We start from the raw sequence: 13,861 nt of genomic DNA on the forward strand, positions 1-13,861 counted from the left end.
AAAAGCCGTGATCATGCTGGCGCCGCGCCATAGAGCGCGGCCACCAAGCCGCGGCGGCGGAAAATCAGATTGGCCTGGGTTTGTCCCACCGCCTCATAAAGTTCATCGAATGCTGCGATCAGGGGAAGCGATCCGGCGCGGTAGTCGCCGACATCCCCCGCTTCGACGATGATCCAGTTGGGCCGATAGGGTGATGAAGCTATCAGATGGCTCAGGACTTTCATGTCTTCGCCCTCGATATCAATCGACAGAAGATCGAAATGCAGCGGGATCTGCTCGCGCTCCAATATGGCGGGCAAGGTTTCCAGTTCAACGGTGATGCTGCCCCGGGTGGCGCCGAACATCCGGCTATGCCCTTCGTTGAGCGACGAGACGCCGTCCGAAGACCCTATATGCAGCGTCGCCGTCCCGGCATGATCGGAGACAGCCGAATTGACGATACGATAATTCAGTGGACCAAATTGCGCCTTGATGCTGCCGATGAGACCACTATTGGCCTCCACCAGCAGTCCCTGCCAACCGAACCAGCGCAGAAGATCATAGCTGTTCGAACCGGATCGCCCCATGACGCCGACATCCACCAGTATCTTGTTCGTGCAACTCATGTCGATCATGGCGCGCAGCAGCGTGCTGACCTCGCCAAATTGCGATATGTCCGCGAAGAAGCCGTCCCTTTGGTGCGGGTAACAGCGCTGCGCGAGTTCTGCGCGATTGGCGAAGAATTCCGGCGACGTCATCAGGGCGTCCAGCACATGGGCCACGGTTGCGCCACCTTCGCGCAGGAGTGCAGTGTAGGTTTCAAGCCCGGACGGATCGGGCGCACGCAACAACAGCTTGCGGTAAAGCGTGTCGACCAATTGGGCAGCATCCTGTTGTGACAGCCGGTTCCGGCCGAAGAGCCGCCGGCACTTGCCCCATAGTCTCGTCAAGCTCGTCATTCCTCATGCGGCTCGATCGAGCCGTTGATGGTGCGGACGGCGGGACTTGAACCCGCATTTCCAGGGGAAGGCGGATTTTAAGTCCGCTCTTGCAATCGACTAACCAATTGATTTTAAACGATATATTATATTTTGTTGTGCAGACTGTGCTAGGAAATGGTGCTAGTAATCCAACGCAGAACGTGGGTTTTTGCGCTGAGTAGGACTATTTGCATCGTTATGTTGCGATGTCCAGTCGATTACGGGATCAGTCTGGCTATGGCATCTGCATTCATGCCGCGCGTTGCACTGGCGTCACTTTTTGCCGTCATGCCCTTCGAATTGCCAGATCGTTCGCTGCTGTAGTCCGTCCGTGAAGCGGATGCTCCAGCGATAAAAGCCGATGGCCTTCACAGCATCAGGCGTTTCAAACGTTTGCCATAGCGGAACGGCGACGGGGTCTGCCCAGTCATCCCCGATCCTGCTGCCGATGATATGTGCTTGGCCGTCTTGAAGCAGCAACGTTCCTTGCTGCTCGCCCAGGATCTCGCTCCGCGCTGCGCTATGTAGGCTGACCACAATCTCCGGAGCAGCCAAGAAAAGGCCTACGCCCCGCGTGTCATTTTTGACTGGAAAGAACTTGAAAGCATTACCCCCGGTCAGGAATATAGCCGTGGGCACCTGATTGTAGAGCGTGAACGCCATTAGTGGGCGGCTCGGCTCGACCGGAAAAATGAGCCCCGGCTCTTTAAGCGTTTGGATTTCGATGGGCCGTAGGGCGTGAAGCGGTAGCTGTAAATCGTCGTCCATGGTGGCTGGTCCTTCATCGTCCGTGATGGCTATGTTTTTGGCGTTACATCCACCTGATGCAGCACCTGTTTCTCGATGCCTTCACCAACAACGATCTGCCATCGAAGAAATGTGGCAGCGTAATCGCTGGTACAGGGTGGTAAATTATCAAGCAGCGGCACGGCTATCGTAGGGCTGCCATGACCCCGCCGCCCGTTGATCGAAAGAGAGCTGTCATGTCGAACCATCGAGCCTAAGGGACTGCGGAATCCCTGCGATGCACTGAGAGACGCCGGGTCAATTTCGACATGGACATGGGGTACATGCACCCCTTTCCACGCGGTATTACCCTCGCGCTCAAAGGCCAGAAAACCTGACTCAAGCATCACGGCCATTTTGGTGCTGTTCAGCGCGAACAGCAGCATTCGCTCTCCGTCATTGTCGCGGGGAAGCAGCAGCGCCATTTCTTCGCCTTCGGAGATGGGGCCGACGAAAAATTGTGAGGGTCTTAGCATCACGGGCTTCCTAACGTTGCTGGAGCGGCTCTACGAGCATCGCCCAAAACAGTTCAGCTGCGCCTTCCTGCGACAGCTTGCTATCGCGGTTCCCGCCATAATGCGCCATGCCCATACCCCTGAGGTAGAGCATCTGGTCGTCAGCTTCGACGGTCAGGCATTCGTTGAATGAGTTGCTATCGCTGGTCTCCGACGACGAATAAGCGATGCCGTTGGCAAAAAACTGGCCGCCGACAAACACGGTGCAGCGTGCAAGGGACTTTCCGGCACGGTAGATAACGGCGCTGAACCTATTGGCATCAATGCGGCGATAGGCACCCTCGATGCCTTGGTTGCGCGCTTCCAGCTCGCCAAGGGAGTTCTCGAAGAACCGGGCGATGAACTCAAAGGTTTCGAGCTTGAACCGATCCTTGTCGCGCTCGGAAAACTCCTTGGCGAGGCGCAGATTGCTGGAGCGTGGCCCCGACGAAAAGGAAGAAGGCGCAGCCGCAGGCGGCGCAATGGGCGGTGCATCACTACGAGCCGAGCGAACAGGTGACGCCCCTGTGTCCTTGGCAGCTGCCTTAATCGCTTGCGCCACTTGCAAAAACGCCTCGTCGCGGTCGGGCCATTGGGTGATGGCCTTCCCATCACGCGGCGCAGCGAGCAATTTGCCGAAGGGAGCATCGTGCCAGTCGCACGGGCGGAGAATGACAGGGATGACGCGCGCTTCGCCGCGTTCATGCCGCTGCATGGCAAGGGTCATTTCCCGCTCATAGCAATAATCTGAGGCCAGAAAAGCAGGGCTGACCAGTAAGAGGATGATATCCGCCGCTTGCAGGTTAGCGTCAATTGAGGGATCAAACTCCGATCCTGCCAGAATGCGCCGATCGTGCCAGGTTGAAATGACCTGCTGCCGCTTGAGAATGGCTAGCTGCTCCTCAAGCTGATCGCGCAGCGCTTCATCGGCATGGGAGTATGAAAAGAAAATCGAGCGCACACCGCCTCCTTTATCGCTTCATTGGTAGCGGTCGGCGGATAGGTCGGCAAGCGAATCGATCACTATATGTTCTGGAACAATCGCCTTGTCAGCTGGCTTCGGACGCGCCCGCCACAGGGCTTGCGTGGCGGTTGCCTATCAGGCCCCCGCGAACACATGCACGGCGTCCCACGCCGTCTGCACGGTGAACAGGTCGCCATTCAGTTCGGCGTCGCGGGCCATCGCCTGATAGTCGATATAGTAGCGCAGGCTATGCGGGATGACGGTGCTTTCCTCGGTCATGTCCTGCATATAGTCGGCAAGGCTGTGATGGCTGCCCATATAGCGTTCTTCCAACGTCTCCCGTGCTTCGTCTACGTCGCCAGCGCAATGATCCAGCAGCGCTGCGCCTAATGTTCCATGCTCGGCGATGAACGCCGCCAACGCTGCCACGCGGTCAAGGCTGGCATATTCCTCAATTCGAATGCCGCCAAACCCTTCATAGTCATGAATAGCCCATTCGTCGCCCCCAGCGATGGGGGATGCGGCAAGCATGGCGTTCACCTCATCCCATAAGGTCCATGCTTCCTGCGCGGCATCAATCCACGCGCCATGCAGCATGCCGTTATTGTAGGCCGCAAGGCAGGCCACGTAGATGCGGGGTGTTTCGGTCTGGCTGGTGATGGTTGCTCCCATGATATTCTCCGTAGGTTTGGGTTTCAGTGCTGATCTGAAACCCTGCCTCGTGGCGAACAGCGGGGGGCAAGCGGAGCAAGTGCCTTCGCGGGGAACCGGCTGCACGAAGGAAGCTGGGCGGAAGGCGCTTCGCAGTGCGCTAGGGGCAGCGCCCCAGTGAAGCGTTCGTGATCGTCACCTTGGGCGGAAACACCGCGGGTGGTTCCGGGAGCGCCAGCGAGTAGAGCCCGGGCCGGAGGCAACGCCTTTTAAATTGGCGGAGTGATTTTCGTATTGCGGAATAGGTATTTTGAAGCGCAAGATCAGCCTTCACGAAATTGTGGATGTTAAATGGCATCTATTCAGGCCGACTTCACGGTTGCAGATGATATTTTGCAGGAAGCCGCTTCTCAGCGCCTAACGGGGCACGGTCCTATTGCGATAAACCGCTCAGGTCGCATCGGCCCATTGATCGAACTGGCTATGGCGGCCACTCAATTCAGTGAGCAATACCACCTCGTGACAATCAATAGTAGGTTCTCGGCCGATCTGACCGAAGCCATGCGCAGTCGACAGCCGTTTGGGAGCAGGCTCAATGATCATGCCGGGGTTTTTCCGTTAGGCCGTGATAACCCGATCATTGCCGCCGCAACTCGATGGGATCAGTGGACCCTCCACGCCGAAAATGTTGCCAAGGGAAAGGGTTTAAATCCACACCTCATCGCCGCGCTGATGGGGGCGATGGTGGAACTTCAAGACAATATCTACGAACATAGCGGCGCGCCCGAAACAGGCATGGTCGCCTATGCGGTAACGCGGCGATCGTTCGAGTTTGTTGTCGCGGATCGTGGCGTTGGGGTGCTGCGTACGCTCCATCAAAATCCGCGTTACGCGGACATTGCGGATGCAGGGGTTGCGCTGCAAGAGATGATCAAGGACGGCGTATCGCGCTTCCCGTCAGAAATGGGCCGAGGCCAAGGCTTTAGCCAGTTGTTTCGGGCTCTTGTCGGGCATAATGCGGAATTGCGTTTTCGTAGTGGCGATCACGCGCTGACGATGCGCCCCACCACAGACCCTCTCCACGGTGAAACCGCTGTCGCTCATGTGGCACCATTAGATGGCCTTGCGATCTCGGTTTTCTATCGCACCGAGGCGCATTGATTGCACAAACCGGCGGTCGGCGTGCAAACGCTCCAAATAGGTGTGATGGCTGTGCAAAGTGGCCACGTTATGCTGGAGCAGATCATCGATCGGTTCGCCCTCGGCGGTCGGATGACTTCGCCACATGAGCTTTCCCGCTTCGGTGAAATAGGCCTGCTTGCGGCAGCGTGACTTTGTGAAGGCGTCGGTATCGATCATTGTAACGGTGGCAAACGACTGCCGTAGCGGTTCCAACACTCTCCCGCCGCCGCGCAGGACCAGGCGGAGCGGCCGTGATACGTGCGCGGCCAACTCAGTGAGACGGGCAACGTGCCAATCAATGCGGCTACCCCTGCCAGCGCCAGTGGCGAACTCAACGGCGAGGCAACTGATTTCAGGCCGCGTCTCAATAAGCTCTGCCCATCGTTCGTAGTCCCGTTCCGTGCGGGCATTGATATGTAGGGCGGTCGGAATGCCGGTCTGCGCCATTTCGACCCATACGAGCATGATCCGCTTCATGGCATGCAGATTGTCCGAACGGGGAACGCCGGTCAGTACGCTGAAATTGGGCGGCGTCAGCAAAGCGATATTCAGCGCGGCCAACTGCTTCAGAAGGGCTGGGCGATTCGGTAGCGCCCAATACCGCTCAATCCGACGATCGCGGGCCACACCCGAGACGACCAGCCGGGCGTGGGGATCGATACCGAACTGTGTGGCGAGTGCCTCACGATCGCGAAACCGTAGCACACCCTTGTCCAGATCAACCAATTTGTGGAGTGGCAAAGCGACCATGGGAAAGTTCAGTCTGGCGTGCCGGGCTGAATTATGTTCGATCAAGGGCACCATGCTGGGCAAGCTGGCCACGCCGACCTCCGGCGCGCGCGGCGCCTTCATGAGGTCGAATGTGCCGACCTCCCGATAGCGCGCGACGTACGTTGCGGGATTACCCCTGCAAACAAGATCACAGGCGTTCTTGTCGGGGCACCGGCAATAGTCGTTGCAATCGAAAAAGCTCGCGCCGCTGTGAACGCCGCCACAGATTTCCTTATCAACGCACGTCCAGCAGCCAAGCGAAGCTGGCGCGCGCGCCGCGTCATCCCACAACGATTGCGAATTGGGGACGCGGCGTAACTGGGGATCGGGGGGCTGAGTTTCCTTCATCGGATGCTCACCTCTGCATTGTTTCCAAACAGGCCGACGCGCTCGACCGTACCTAAAGCGATGCCACCGCAGTCCGCGATGGCGGCGTGCATGTCGGCTGGAATGCTGGCAATGGTCCCAACCTGCTGCTGGCCACTGCAAATGATGACCGTGTTACCGTTGGATTGGACGATCAGTTGATCGCCAGCCTTAAGTTGTGTGCCGCATTGGAGGTCGGCCGTGATCGTCCGCTGCCGGTTGGAGAACTGCACGTCAAAAAGGCCCGGCAGCTTCAATCGATCGAGCCCTTTGTCCCAGCGTTTCCGCCAAGGTTTGCCCGATTGCTCACGAATAAAATCGACTCCCATTATATGGCCTCCATCACGGGCGAGAACATTTTGGTTTTCCCAGTCTTCAGCTCCATCAAAATGCCTTTGGATGCGAGCGTGGCGAGCCGGTTGTTCCAGGCGGTCGTGCCGATACCTTCTTCGGGACGAAGTTTAGCAAGCTCTGGTGCTGAGATAGGGCGGTGTTGCGCGATCAAGTGAAGGGTATTCATTTGCGCGGCGTCGAGTTCGCCGAGAATATGAGCGTCGGTAGGCTCGCCTTCATTGTCCAACACGCATGCCCAAATCGCGTCATTGCGGTCTTTCAGGTAGACGGTGAGTTCTTCTTCGATCGTTGCATTGGCGTTGGCCACGACCGGATACAGCGTGCCGATGGCATTCCGACTGAAATCGCGAAATCCCAAAACGGCCTCCCGCAAAAAGGAGCCGGTGGCGATGTCTACTCCACCGAAATCCAGATAGGCGATGGCCGGCTGGGGAACGGGCCTGGTTTCGGCAATAAGCTGCGCCAGCATCTGTCGGCCCATGGCTGTCCCCGCCAACGTGACACGATTAGATGCGATTGAAAGAATATGGTATCGAATCATCATCATCCTCATTTACATAAGTGAGAATAATGAATGCGGTGACCGGGTCAAGCTCCCTTTTCAAAATCCGTGCTGCCTGTGGATAAGTTACCGGCAGGGGATCGCTGAGGGGCGTTCCCGTAATCCGAATGCCGTGAGCTATAAAAATGGCATTTATAACTCATGCCTTCGTCTAGCAGGGATTGATTGACGATCCGCCCTTTGTATGCTATTGTCATACAAGAAGTGAGGTTTTATGGCTAGTTCATCGCCTGCGGTATTGAGTGTCCGGGTCAGTCCGGCGGAACGCGTGCTGCTTGAAACTGCGGCGGATCACGCGCGCACGAACCTGAGTGATTTCATTCGCCGCAAAGCTATCGAGGCGGCGGAGCAGGATGTGCTTGACCATCGGCTGGTGACGATCCCGGCGGAAGATTGGGACAAGCTCGAGGATTGGGTCAAGGCTCCCGCCAAGGAAGTCCCGGCGCTGCGCAAACTTTCCGCGACGCGTCCGGCATGGCAGGACTAACACCACCACGTCCTCTCACTGTCGACGACAACCGCGAAGCCTTCGATTGCGGGCGGGAATCCCTCAATCAATGGTTCCGCCGCCATGCCTGGCGCAATCAGGAAGCGGGCGTGTCGCGCACCAACATCGTTTGCGATCCCATCACCGGCCATATCGTCGGCTATGTCAGCCTGTCGGCGGCGCAGATCGAGCGCGCCTTCCTCGCCAAAGCCGACCAGCGCAACCGGCCCGACCCGATCCCGGCGCTACTGCTCGGCCAGCTTGCCGTCGATCGCCATTATCAGGGTAGGGGCTATGCTCGCTCCCTGATGTTCTTCGCCCTAACGACGGCGGTACGCCTTTCTAACGACATCGGCTGCTTCTGCGTTCTCACCCACCCGCTGGATGACGGCGTGCGCGCATTTTATCGGAGCTTCGGGTTTGAGGATGTGCCATTCGACCCGGCGCGCAGTATGGCGGTGCGGATGGTCGATCTCGTCAAGAACGGGTTTTGATACGCGGGCAGCGTCCCAGCCAAGCGTAAGGATCATCACCGGATGGCGGAACCGCCTTGGCGGTTCCGGGAGCGCCAGCGGGTAGAGCGCGGGCAAGACGCATCCATGCTGCGCCCACAACAACAATGCGCTACAGACTGACTATGGCAAACGATTCAAGAGGTCGGCCCCATCAGGAGGCGCACCCTTCAAAGTTCGGCAAGCGCGATGTGCCTGTTCATGGCAAGCTGGTTCGAGAGAATATCGACAGCCCCGCAACTACGACGGTGCAGAGGTTTCTCTCGCATCTTGACGAAGCCATTTCCGCTACACGGGGGGCAAAGTCGTTTGGGTCGGAATTATCCGAAACCTATGCCGAGCAATCGGCCCAAGTGGCCATTAAGACATTGCTCGCAGGCTTGCCGCTTGGAGGGCAAGAATGGATAACAGGGGTCAGTTATTCAACTGAAATGGACGCCACTGGCGAACAGCAAAGCCATATTGAGTATCTCTACACTTCACCAACCGAACCCCATAGTTTTGACCGTGCCACTCCCGCCAAAATATTGGTGCGGTCCATATTTGAACGGCGCGCCTATTTTAACAAGACAGTTAACATAGAGGATGGCAACGAGGCGCACGGATATGATGCAACGATTCTGGAAGTCGGTGCCCTAGCGCCTACCGTATCAGCGATTATAAATAATACACTGACAGGATTATATGGAAATCCATCGACAAGTGACCTGATTTTTGTTAAACATTGTTGCAATATAATAATAAATATGTGGGAAGACGGAAGTATATTCCACTACTTCGTCTTACGTTCTTTGCCGAGCAATGTTGACAGTGAAAGCGAACCAGACCTCGTTCAACTATTGGAACGGATACTGGATTACGCACGCTCGCATGATAAGCAATCGGTTCGCAGCTATGCTGCGCTTCTCTTGCCTGAATGGGGAATTAGTCAAAAATCCCCTGAAAATGCCTCAACTGCGACTGAATTGCCAACGATGGCTGCTAAATACGCGGCAGCTAGTGCGCAGCAAAGCCTATCACTCCCCCCGGAAGCGCCGATCAAGTGGAAAGACCGGGAACCGGGCGAAACCGGGCCGGACTTCACGCGCCGCGTGTATGGGCCATGGCTGGAAGGTGGCATTCCCAAGCGCGTGCTGCGCAAGCTTGATGCGGCGCTGGTGAACGAATTGAATACATGGGTGCGCAACGGCAACGAGATGCCTGCCGACATCAAGATACTTACAGTAAGCGAGGAAAACGACCGCCTGCTGAACGCAGGCCCGGAAGCTATCGGCAAGCATTTAGGCAAGTTCACAGGGGCGGAAGCACTCAGAGAGGCACAGCGATTGCGCTCAGCAGAGGCGCGCAGACGATAATTTAGAACGATGCTCGATATGAATTGACGCAATCCTGCGAATCGGCGATACCTCCATCAATGGCCGCACTGAGCGGTTCAATGCGGCCAGAACTGCCTAATGCCGAAAGCCACCCAACACGCCCCCTATCGGGCGTGAACGGGATCGGCTGGCTGGCGGCGGCTCATGGTGGAAGGGAACTGGACAATGAGTAATTACAAGAAGCCCAGCTTTTGGGAGCGGGTCGCCAACGCGGGTGCGGCGGCGGTCATTGGCACCGTCATCGGCGGGTTGATTGGGGGGCCTGCGGGTGCCGTGGTCGGCGCGAAGGTCGGCGGATGCTGCGGTGGTGGCGCTGGCTAGCGCCATGCGCTGAACGGCGGTGTGCGGGAACCCGCGCACCGCCTAGCGGGGAGAACTCCCATGCTTATCCATGATGGCGATACGAGCGGTAATCTCTGGCCTATGCCCGGCAGTTGCATCGCCGGAGACATGCTCGGCCTGCTGGCACCGCTGTTGGGGCGGTATCGCACCCAGCCTGCGTATGTGCCGCGCTAAGCGGCACCCGTAACTTTCTTTCGATGGTGACCACAACGCGGCGCGCAGCTTGCCGCGACGGGAAGCTGCGCGCCCTTTTCAGGAGCGACGACCATGGATTTTTCAAAACTCGCAACCATTCTTTATCCGAAATGCCCCCGCTGCGGCGGGCGAAGCAAGTCGATTGAACCGGAAAACATCGACCACGCCAACCGGAGTTTCGGCCATGCTGCGCGGGGGCACCATTACCTCCAGCTTTTTGGCTACGGCGTGACTGCCGGAAGGCAGGTCTACAAGCGCATCCCCGGCAAGTTCGGCGGCCTCAAGCAATGCACGGATTGCGGCCACGAGTTCCGCTGACCTTTCCCCTCACGACAGGAGCAAGATGATGACGACATGCCCGAAATGCAATTCGACCGACCTGCAATCCAACCTGTTCAAGAACGCCTCGATCGAGCAGATCGCCAGCAACGCGGTGGCGGTGCGGCGGCCTGACTGGCTGCGCCATGTGGCCAGTGAGGTCGTGGCGTGGGTTGGGGTGAGCGTGGCCAACTGGATACGGCCCGCCCATCGGTGCAGCTATTGCGGCTGGACGTTCCGGTGAGGGACATTTTCCAAGCCATCGCCGAGGCCATTGCCGACATGCGGGAGCGCGTGGTGACGGAAGGTTGGGCAGGTCGAACCGATTTGCCCAACCCCGCGCCGGATTACCATTTCGACCCCGGCAACCCGGCGCCGCCCCCTGAACCACTCGATGCCATGCGCGCCCTGTTCGGCACCGCCGAACCGGCGCGCGACGCGCCCGGCATGGAGAAGCCCGGTCACGAACAGGGCGATGATTTCGAGCGCTGAAAGGATAGGCCCATGCACGACCTACTTGATGCTCCCCTTCTGGAACTGCCGGGAGGGGATTTTTTATGCCACCGCGACCTGGCGCAGAATGTGTTCGTCACCGGCGTGACGGGTGGCGGCAAGACCAGCGGCCCCGGCCGCCACCTTCTCGAAGCGCTGCTGAAATCCGGCGATGGTGGGATTGTCCTTTGCGCCAAACCCACCGAGGCCGCCGAAATCCGCGCCCTATGCGCAAAGGTCGGGCGGCTGGGTTCGCTGATCGAGTGGAACGGGCGCAATCACGGGTTCAATTTCCTCGCCTATGCGATGGCGCGCATGGGGCAGGACGGCACCAACGGGCTGGTGGAATATTTGATGCGGGTCGTCGAAATGATCCGCAGCGCCAGCCCCATGACCGGAAGCAACGGCGATGCCTTCTGGCTGGACGCGCTGCGCGTGCTGCTGCGCTATTCGGTGCCGGTCGTCTATGCCGCCACCGGCTCCTTGAGCATCGCCAGCCTGATCGCTTTCGTGCGCAGCGCGCCGGTTTCGCCGGAGCAATTCCATGACCCGGAATGGCAACGGCAGGAGCCGTTTTTTATGCGCTGCTTCGTCGCGGCGACCGCGCGGATGGATGCCGCGACCTGCCAGCAGATGGCCGCCTATTGGCAGCAGGACTTCGCGCGCATGGACGCGAAGCTACGCAGCAACATCATCGCCGGGTTCATGCTGCTGGATCGCTTCAACCATGGCTGGCTGAAGGACGCGCTGTGCGGAGCAACGACCATCTCCCCGGCCTTGTGTTTTGCGGGTGCGATCATCGTGCTGGATATGTCGCGGGCGGTGCTGGGGGATGATGGCATCATCGCCCAGCTTATCTTCAAGGAGGCGTGGCAGCGAGAAGTGCTGGGGCGCAATGCCCTGCCGCCGATCTATCGGGAGCGCTTCACTTTCTGTTACGGCGATGAGTGCCAAGAGTTCATTGCATCCTCGGATGCGGATTTCCTCGCCATGTCGCGCTCGTCCCGCGCGGCGACGATCTACCTGACGCAAGCGCTTCCCCAAATCTACTACAAGCTGGGCGGGCCGGATGCGCAGCACCGGGCGCATAGCGTGATCGCCAATCTCGGCATCCGTTTCTACTGCGCCAACAACTGCGTCGAAACCAACAAATGGGCGTCGGAGGCCATCGGCAAGGCGGTGCAATACCGACATAGCCACGGGCAATCGTCCGGCAGCAGCAGCCAGTTCGGCATGAACATGGGCGAAGGCACCAACTGGGGGTTCAATTCCGGGTCGGGCGGCAGCAGCGGCTATAGTTCCGGCAGCGGCGGCAGCAGCCATAGCGGCGGGTCGTCGTGGAGCAGCGGTTCCTCGCGCGGCGGCTCGGATAGCTGGGGGCGCAACCGTGGCACCAGCACCAACCACGGCCAGAATTGGGGGCAGAACGAGGTGGTCGATTACCTCTTGGAGCCGGGCCAGTTCAGCCGGATGCTCAAGACCGGCGGCCCGCGCCACGGCAACCGGGTGTCGGCCATCCTGCATGTGGCCGGGCGGCGCTTCGCCGCCTCGGGCGGTAACAGCATGATCGTGGAGTTTGCCCAGCGATGAAAACGCCCAGCCTCAAGACGCGGATGCTGGGGCATCCGCTGGTCGTATGGCCCAGCATCGGGTTCTTCCTGTGGACGGGCTACATGCTGCTCACCGGGCCGGATACATGGCCGCTGGCGGCGATAGCCCTCTTCTTCGGTGCGCCGGTGATGCGCGCCTATGAGCGGCGCGAGGAATGGCTGGCATGGCGGAAGGCATGGAACGCCATGTCGGGCCAGCAGCCGCCAAGGCGGAGGAGGTTCGTGAAGCCGCTGACCGGCCTGATGGTCGTGGCGGCGGCGGCGCTCTACCTCGTCGCCACCCTCGACCGCACGGACTCGCAAACCGTCCTTGCTATTAGCCTGTTGTGGATGGTCGGCGTGGTCGCCTTCTTCGCGGGGCGCGGGCTGTGGCGACGCCTCCGCCGGACGCGCAGGGCAACGGCGGGCGAGCTGGTCAAGGTCTGCGTGCGCAAGCCGCTGCTGCGGGTGCCCAGCCTGCAACAGGCCTATGCGGCCCTGCCGGATCACTGCCGGGCCGTGATGGGCGGGCGTCAGCCGTGAAAGTGGCGCTCCACGTCGCGCTGGGCGGACAGCACGTTGACGATCTCCAGCCGGTCGCCGGTATAGCGGAAGAAGATGACGTAGCCCTGATGGGGCACGCTGCGAATATCGGGGCGCAGTTCCGGGCGCGCGGTGCCCAAGGTGCCGGGCAGCGTGGCGAGTTTTTCGCAACGGTCTTCCAGCTTGCCGATGAAGGTGCTGGCCACCGCAAGGCTGGCGCTCTCGCGGGCGATGTAGCGCAGGATGTCGGCAAGGTCGTTGCGCGCCGATGCGAGATAGACCAGCCGCCGCACTTAGTAACCTTCGGCGGCAAGCTCGTCCATGACGCCTGCGAGGTGCGCCCTTACCTCTTCGGGGCTATGCTCGCCGCCTTGCGCGATGGAAGCGTTGAGCGTTTCACGCAGCGCCTCCAATTTGGCTTCGCGCTCTTCGACCAGGCGCAGCCCTTCGCGCACGACCTCGCTGGCCGAACCGTAGCGGCCTGCTTTGACCACGGCTTCCACGAAGCCTTCCCAGCGCTGTCCGATGGACACATTCATGACAACCCTCCTTCCAAAGGTGCGTTAGCCAAACTATACACTGATAACGAAGATTGCTCAATCTTTGTTATCATGGCGAACGCCGTGTCTAGCCATACTGACCGTGGGGGCAACGCCACGACGCAACCGCCGATTGCTCGTTGCGGGTGGTTGGGGCCTGCCCCGGCCACCCGCAAGGCGACCGCCGCCACCGCCCGTAAGGTTCGGGGAAACGCTCCGTTTCACCGGGGCTTTAAGAAATCATTAACCACGTTCTCCCCCATACTTCCCTTTAGGGGCCTCGCGCAGCGGTGCACGTCGCAGTTGCGACGTATCTGTGCACACTTAGGCCCTTTTCTGGGGTTGGGGGGACGGGGAGCGATGATTACGGGGGCGATAT

20 protein-coding genes are annotated in these 13,861 nt (G+C 59.4%); 10 read left to right on the forward strand and 10 right to left on the reverse strand.

Translation table 11 applies throughout. The features are described from left to right. Positions 1–11 precede the first annotated feature (11 nt). The 5 genes from RLDS_RS34385 to RLDS_RS34405 form a co-directional block, all read right to left on the reverse strand. Positions 12–929, reverse strand: a complete 918-nt coding sequence (locus RLDS_RS34385; protein WP_161626715.1) for an FkbM family methyltransferase — start codon at positions 927–929, stop codon at positions 12–14. A 303-nt stretch (positions 930–1,232) separates the two neighbouring features. Beyond that, the gene (locus tag RLDS_RS34390; RefSeq protein ID WP_021224975.1) at positions 1,233–1,727 is read right to left on the reverse strand and encodes a hypothetical protein; all 495 of its coding nucleotides are present in this window, start codon (positions 1,725–1,727) and stop codon (positions 1,233–1,235) included. A 29-nt stretch (positions 1,728–1,756) separates the two neighbouring features. Further along, positions 1,757–2,170, reverse strand: a complete 414-nt coding sequence (locus tag RLDS_RS34395) for a hypothetical protein (protein ID WP_021224976.1) — start codon at positions 2,168–2,170, stop codon at positions 1,757–1,759. 61 nt (positions 2,171–2,231) lie between these two features. Then, on the reverse strand, positions 2,232–3,200 hold the full coding sequence (locus RLDS_RS34400; protein ID WP_021224977.1) for a toll/interleukin-1 receptor domain-containing protein: 969 nt from the start codon (positions 3,198–3,200) through the stop codon (positions 2,232–2,234). Between the two features lie 138 nt (positions 3,201–3,338). Then, positions 3,339–3,875 (reverse strand): antirestriction protein ArdA, encoded by a 537-nt coding sequence (locus RLDS_RS34405; protein ID WP_021224978.1) that lies wholly within the window; start codon positions 3,873–3,875, stop codon positions 3,339–3,341. A 330-nt stretch (positions 3,876–4,205) separates the two neighbouring features. Here RLDS_RS34405 and RLDS_RS55155 point away from each other — a divergent pair, with 330 nt between their 5' ends. Continuing rightward, positions 4,206–5,015: a hypothetical protein gene (locus RLDS_RS55155; RefSeq protein ID WP_031297579.1), complete on the forward strand. Its 810-nt coding sequence runs from the start codon at positions 4,206–4,208 to the stop codon at positions 5,013–5,015. On the opposite strand, the gene RLDS_RS0127775 is transcribed toward RLDS_RS55155, so the two are convergent. Genes RLDS_RS0127775 through RLDS_RS34415 form a run of 3 tightly spaced genes read right to left on the reverse strand, consistent with a single transcriptional unit; the run spans position 4,968 to position 6,996 of the window. After that, positions 4,968–6,155: a DUF4417 domain-containing protein gene (locus RLDS_RS0127775; RefSeq protein ID WP_021224981.1), complete on the reverse strand. Its 1,188-nt coding sequence runs from the start codon at positions 6,153–6,155 to the stop codon at positions 4,968–4,970. The two genes, RLDS_RS55155 and RLDS_RS0127775, sit on opposite strands and share 48 nt — an antisense overlap. Next, on the reverse strand, positions 6,152–6,502 hold the full coding sequence (locus tag RLDS_RS34410; RefSeq protein WP_021224982.1) for a hypothetical protein: 351 nt from the start codon (positions 6,500–6,502) through the stop codon (positions 6,152–6,154). Before RLDS_RS34410 ends, RLDS_RS0127775 begins: the two co-directional genes overlap by 4 nt. Beyond that, the gene (locus RLDS_RS34415) at positions 6,502–6,996 is read right to left on the reverse strand and encodes a hypothetical protein (RefSeq protein WP_152528003.1); all 495 of its coding nucleotides are present in this window, start codon (positions 6,994–6,996) and stop codon (positions 6,502–6,504) included. Before RLDS_RS34415 ends, RLDS_RS34410 begins: the two co-directional genes overlap by 1 nt. A gap of 307 nt (positions 6,997–7,303) precedes the next feature. Between RLDS_RS34415 and RLDS_RS0127780 the strand changes: the two genes are divergently transcribed. The 9 genes from RLDS_RS0127780 (at position 7,304) to RLDS_RS34445 (ending at position 12,943) form a co-directional block, all read left to right on the forward strand. After that, complete coding sequence (locus RLDS_RS0127780; protein ID WP_031297585.1) at positions 7,304–7,576, forward strand: type II toxin-antitoxin system TacA family antitoxin; 273 nt, start codon at positions 7,304–7,306, stop codon at positions 7,574–7,576. Further along, positions 7,564–8,070, forward strand: coding sequence for a GNAT family N-acetyltransferase (locus RLDS_RS34420; protein ID WP_021224985.1), 507 nt, complete (start codon positions 7,564–7,566; stop codon positions 8,068–8,070). The genes RLDS_RS0127780 and RLDS_RS34420 overlap by 13 nt, the downstream gene beginning before the upstream one ends. Positions 8,071–8,213: 143 nt before the next feature. Further along, entirely contained in the window at positions 8,214–9,443 is a 1,230-nt protein-coding gene (locus RLDS_RS55845; RefSeq protein WP_152528004.1) for a hypothetical protein, read from the forward strand. Positions 9,444–9,629: 186 nt separating this feature from the next. Then, complete coding sequence (locus RLDS_RS56460) at positions 9,630–9,785, forward strand: hypothetical protein (RefSeq protein ID WP_021224987.1); 156 nt, start codon at positions 9,630–9,632, stop codon at positions 9,783–9,785. 288 nt (positions 9,786–10,073) lie between these two features. Beyond that, the gene (locus tag RLDS_RS34425; RefSeq protein WP_021224988.1) at positions 10,074–10,319 is read left to right on the forward strand and encodes a hypothetical protein; all 246 of its coding nucleotides are present in this window, start codon (positions 10,074–10,076) and stop codon (positions 10,317–10,319) included. A gap of 25 nt (positions 10,320–10,344) precedes the next feature. Next, on the forward strand, positions 10,345–10,563 hold the full coding sequence (locus RLDS_RS34430) for a hypothetical protein (protein ID WP_031297588.1): 219 nt from the start codon (positions 10,345–10,347) through the stop codon (positions 10,561–10,563). Continuing rightward, positions 10,560–10,811, forward strand: a complete 252-nt coding sequence (locus tag RLDS_RS34435; protein ID WP_021224990.1) for a hypothetical protein — start codon at positions 10,560–10,562, stop codon at positions 10,809–10,811. Before RLDS_RS34430 ends, RLDS_RS34435 begins: the two co-directional genes overlap by 4 nt. A 12-nt stretch (positions 10,812–10,823) precedes the next feature. Continuing rightward, complete coding sequence (locus tag RLDS_RS54470; protein WP_021224991.1) at positions 10,824–12,401, forward strand: TraM recognition domain-containing protein; 1,578 nt, start codon at positions 10,824–10,826, stop codon at positions 12,399–12,401. Further along, positions 12,398–12,943, forward strand: a complete 546-nt coding sequence (locus RLDS_RS34445; protein WP_021224992.1) for a hypothetical protein — start codon at positions 12,398–12,400, stop codon at positions 12,941–12,943. Before RLDS_RS54470 ends, RLDS_RS34445 begins: the two co-directional genes overlap by 4 nt. Here RLDS_RS34445 and RLDS_RS34450 read toward each other — a convergent pair. Beyond that, positions 12,934–13,236 (reverse strand): type II toxin-antitoxin system RelE/ParE family toxin, encoded by a 303-nt coding sequence (locus RLDS_RS34450; protein ID WP_021224993.1) that lies wholly within the window; start codon positions 13,234–13,236, stop codon positions 12,934–12,936. The genes RLDS_RS34445 and RLDS_RS34450 overlap by 10 nt on opposite strands. Then, on the reverse strand, positions 13,237–13,482 hold the full coding sequence (locus tag RLDS_RS34455) for a type II toxin-antitoxin system ParD family antitoxin (RefSeq protein ID WP_021224994.1): 246 nt from the start codon (positions 13,480–13,482) through the stop codon (positions 13,237–13,239). Between the last annotated feature and the right edge of the window lie 379 nt (positions 13,483–13,861).

This window comes from Sphingobium lactosutens DS20 (assembly GCF_000445105.1).
Classification (GTDB): Bacteria; Pseudomonadota; Alphaproteobacteria; order Sphingomonadales; family Sphingomonadaceae; genus Sphingobium; species Sphingobium lactosutens.

What these genes read in the sequence shown, in the direction of transcription:
- RLDS_RS34390 (WP_021224975.1), bottom strand. Translation starts at nt 1,727, where the DNA reads ATGGACGACGATTTACAGCTACCGCTTCACGCCCTACGGCCCATCGAA.
- RLDS_RS34395 (WP_021224976.1), bottom strand. Translation starts at nt 2,170, where the DNA reads ATGGCGCTGCTGCTTCCCCGCGACAATGACGGAGAGCGAATGCTGCTG.
- RLDS_RS34405 (WP_021224978.1), bottom strand. Translation starts at nt 3,875, where the DNA reads ATGGGAGCAACCATCACCAGCCAGACCGAAACACCCCGCATCTACGTG.
- RLDS_RS55155 (WP_031297579.1), top strand. Translation starts at nt 4,206, where the DNA reads ATGGCATCTATTCAGGCCGACTTCACGGTTGCAGATGATATTTTGCAG.
- RLDS_RS0127775 (WP_021224981.1), bottom strand. Translation starts at nt 6,155, where the DNA reads ATGAAGGAAACTCAGCCCCCCGATCCCCAGTTACGCCGCGTCCCCAAT.
- RLDS_RS34410 (WP_021224982.1), bottom strand. Translation starts at nt 6,502, where the DNA reads ATGGGAGTCGATTTTATTCGTGAGCAATCGGGCAAACCTTGGCGGAAA.
- RLDS_RS34415 (WP_152528003.1), bottom strand. Translation starts at nt 6,996, where the DNA reads ATGCTGGCGCAGCTTATTGCCGAAACCAGGCCCGTTCCCCAGCCGGCC.
- RLDS_RS0127780 (WP_031297585.1), top strand. Translation starts at nt 7,304, where the DNA reads ATGGCTAGTTCATCGCCTGCGGTATTGAGTGTCCGGGTCAGTCCGGCG.
- RLDS_RS34420 (WP_021224985.1), top strand. Translation starts at nt 7,564, where the DNA reads ATGGCAGGACTAACACCACCACGTCCTCTCACTGTCGACGACAACCGC.
- RLDS_RS55845 (WP_152528004.1), top strand. Translation starts at nt 8,214, where the DNA reads ATGGCAAACGATTCAAGAGGTCGGCCCCATCAGGAGGCGCACCCTTCA.
- RLDS_RS56460 (WP_021224987.1), top strand. Translation starts at nt 9,630, where the DNA reads ATGAGTAATTACAAGAAGCCCAGCTTTTGGGAGCGGGTCGCCAACGCG.
- RLDS_RS34425 (WP_021224988.1), top strand. Translation starts at nt 10,074, where the DNA reads ATGGATTTTTCAAAACTCGCAACCATTCTTTATCCGAAATGCCCCCGC.
- RLDS_RS34430 (WP_031297588.1), top strand. Translation starts at nt 10,345, where the DNA reads ATGATGACGACATGCCCGAAATGCAATTCGACCGACCTGCAATCCAAC.
- RLDS_RS54470 (WP_021224991.1), top strand. Translation starts at nt 10,824, where the DNA reads ATGCACGACCTACTTGATGCTCCCCTTCTGGAACTGCCGGGAGGGGAT.
- RLDS_RS34445 (WP_021224992.1), top strand. Translation starts at nt 12,398, where the DNA reads ATGAAAACGCCCAGCCTCAAGACGCGGATGCTGGGGCATCCGCTGGTC.
- RLDS_RS34455 (WP_021224994.1), bottom strand. Translation starts at nt 13,482, where the DNA reads ATGAATGTGTCCATCGGACAGCGCTGGGAAGGCTTCGTGGAAGCCGTG.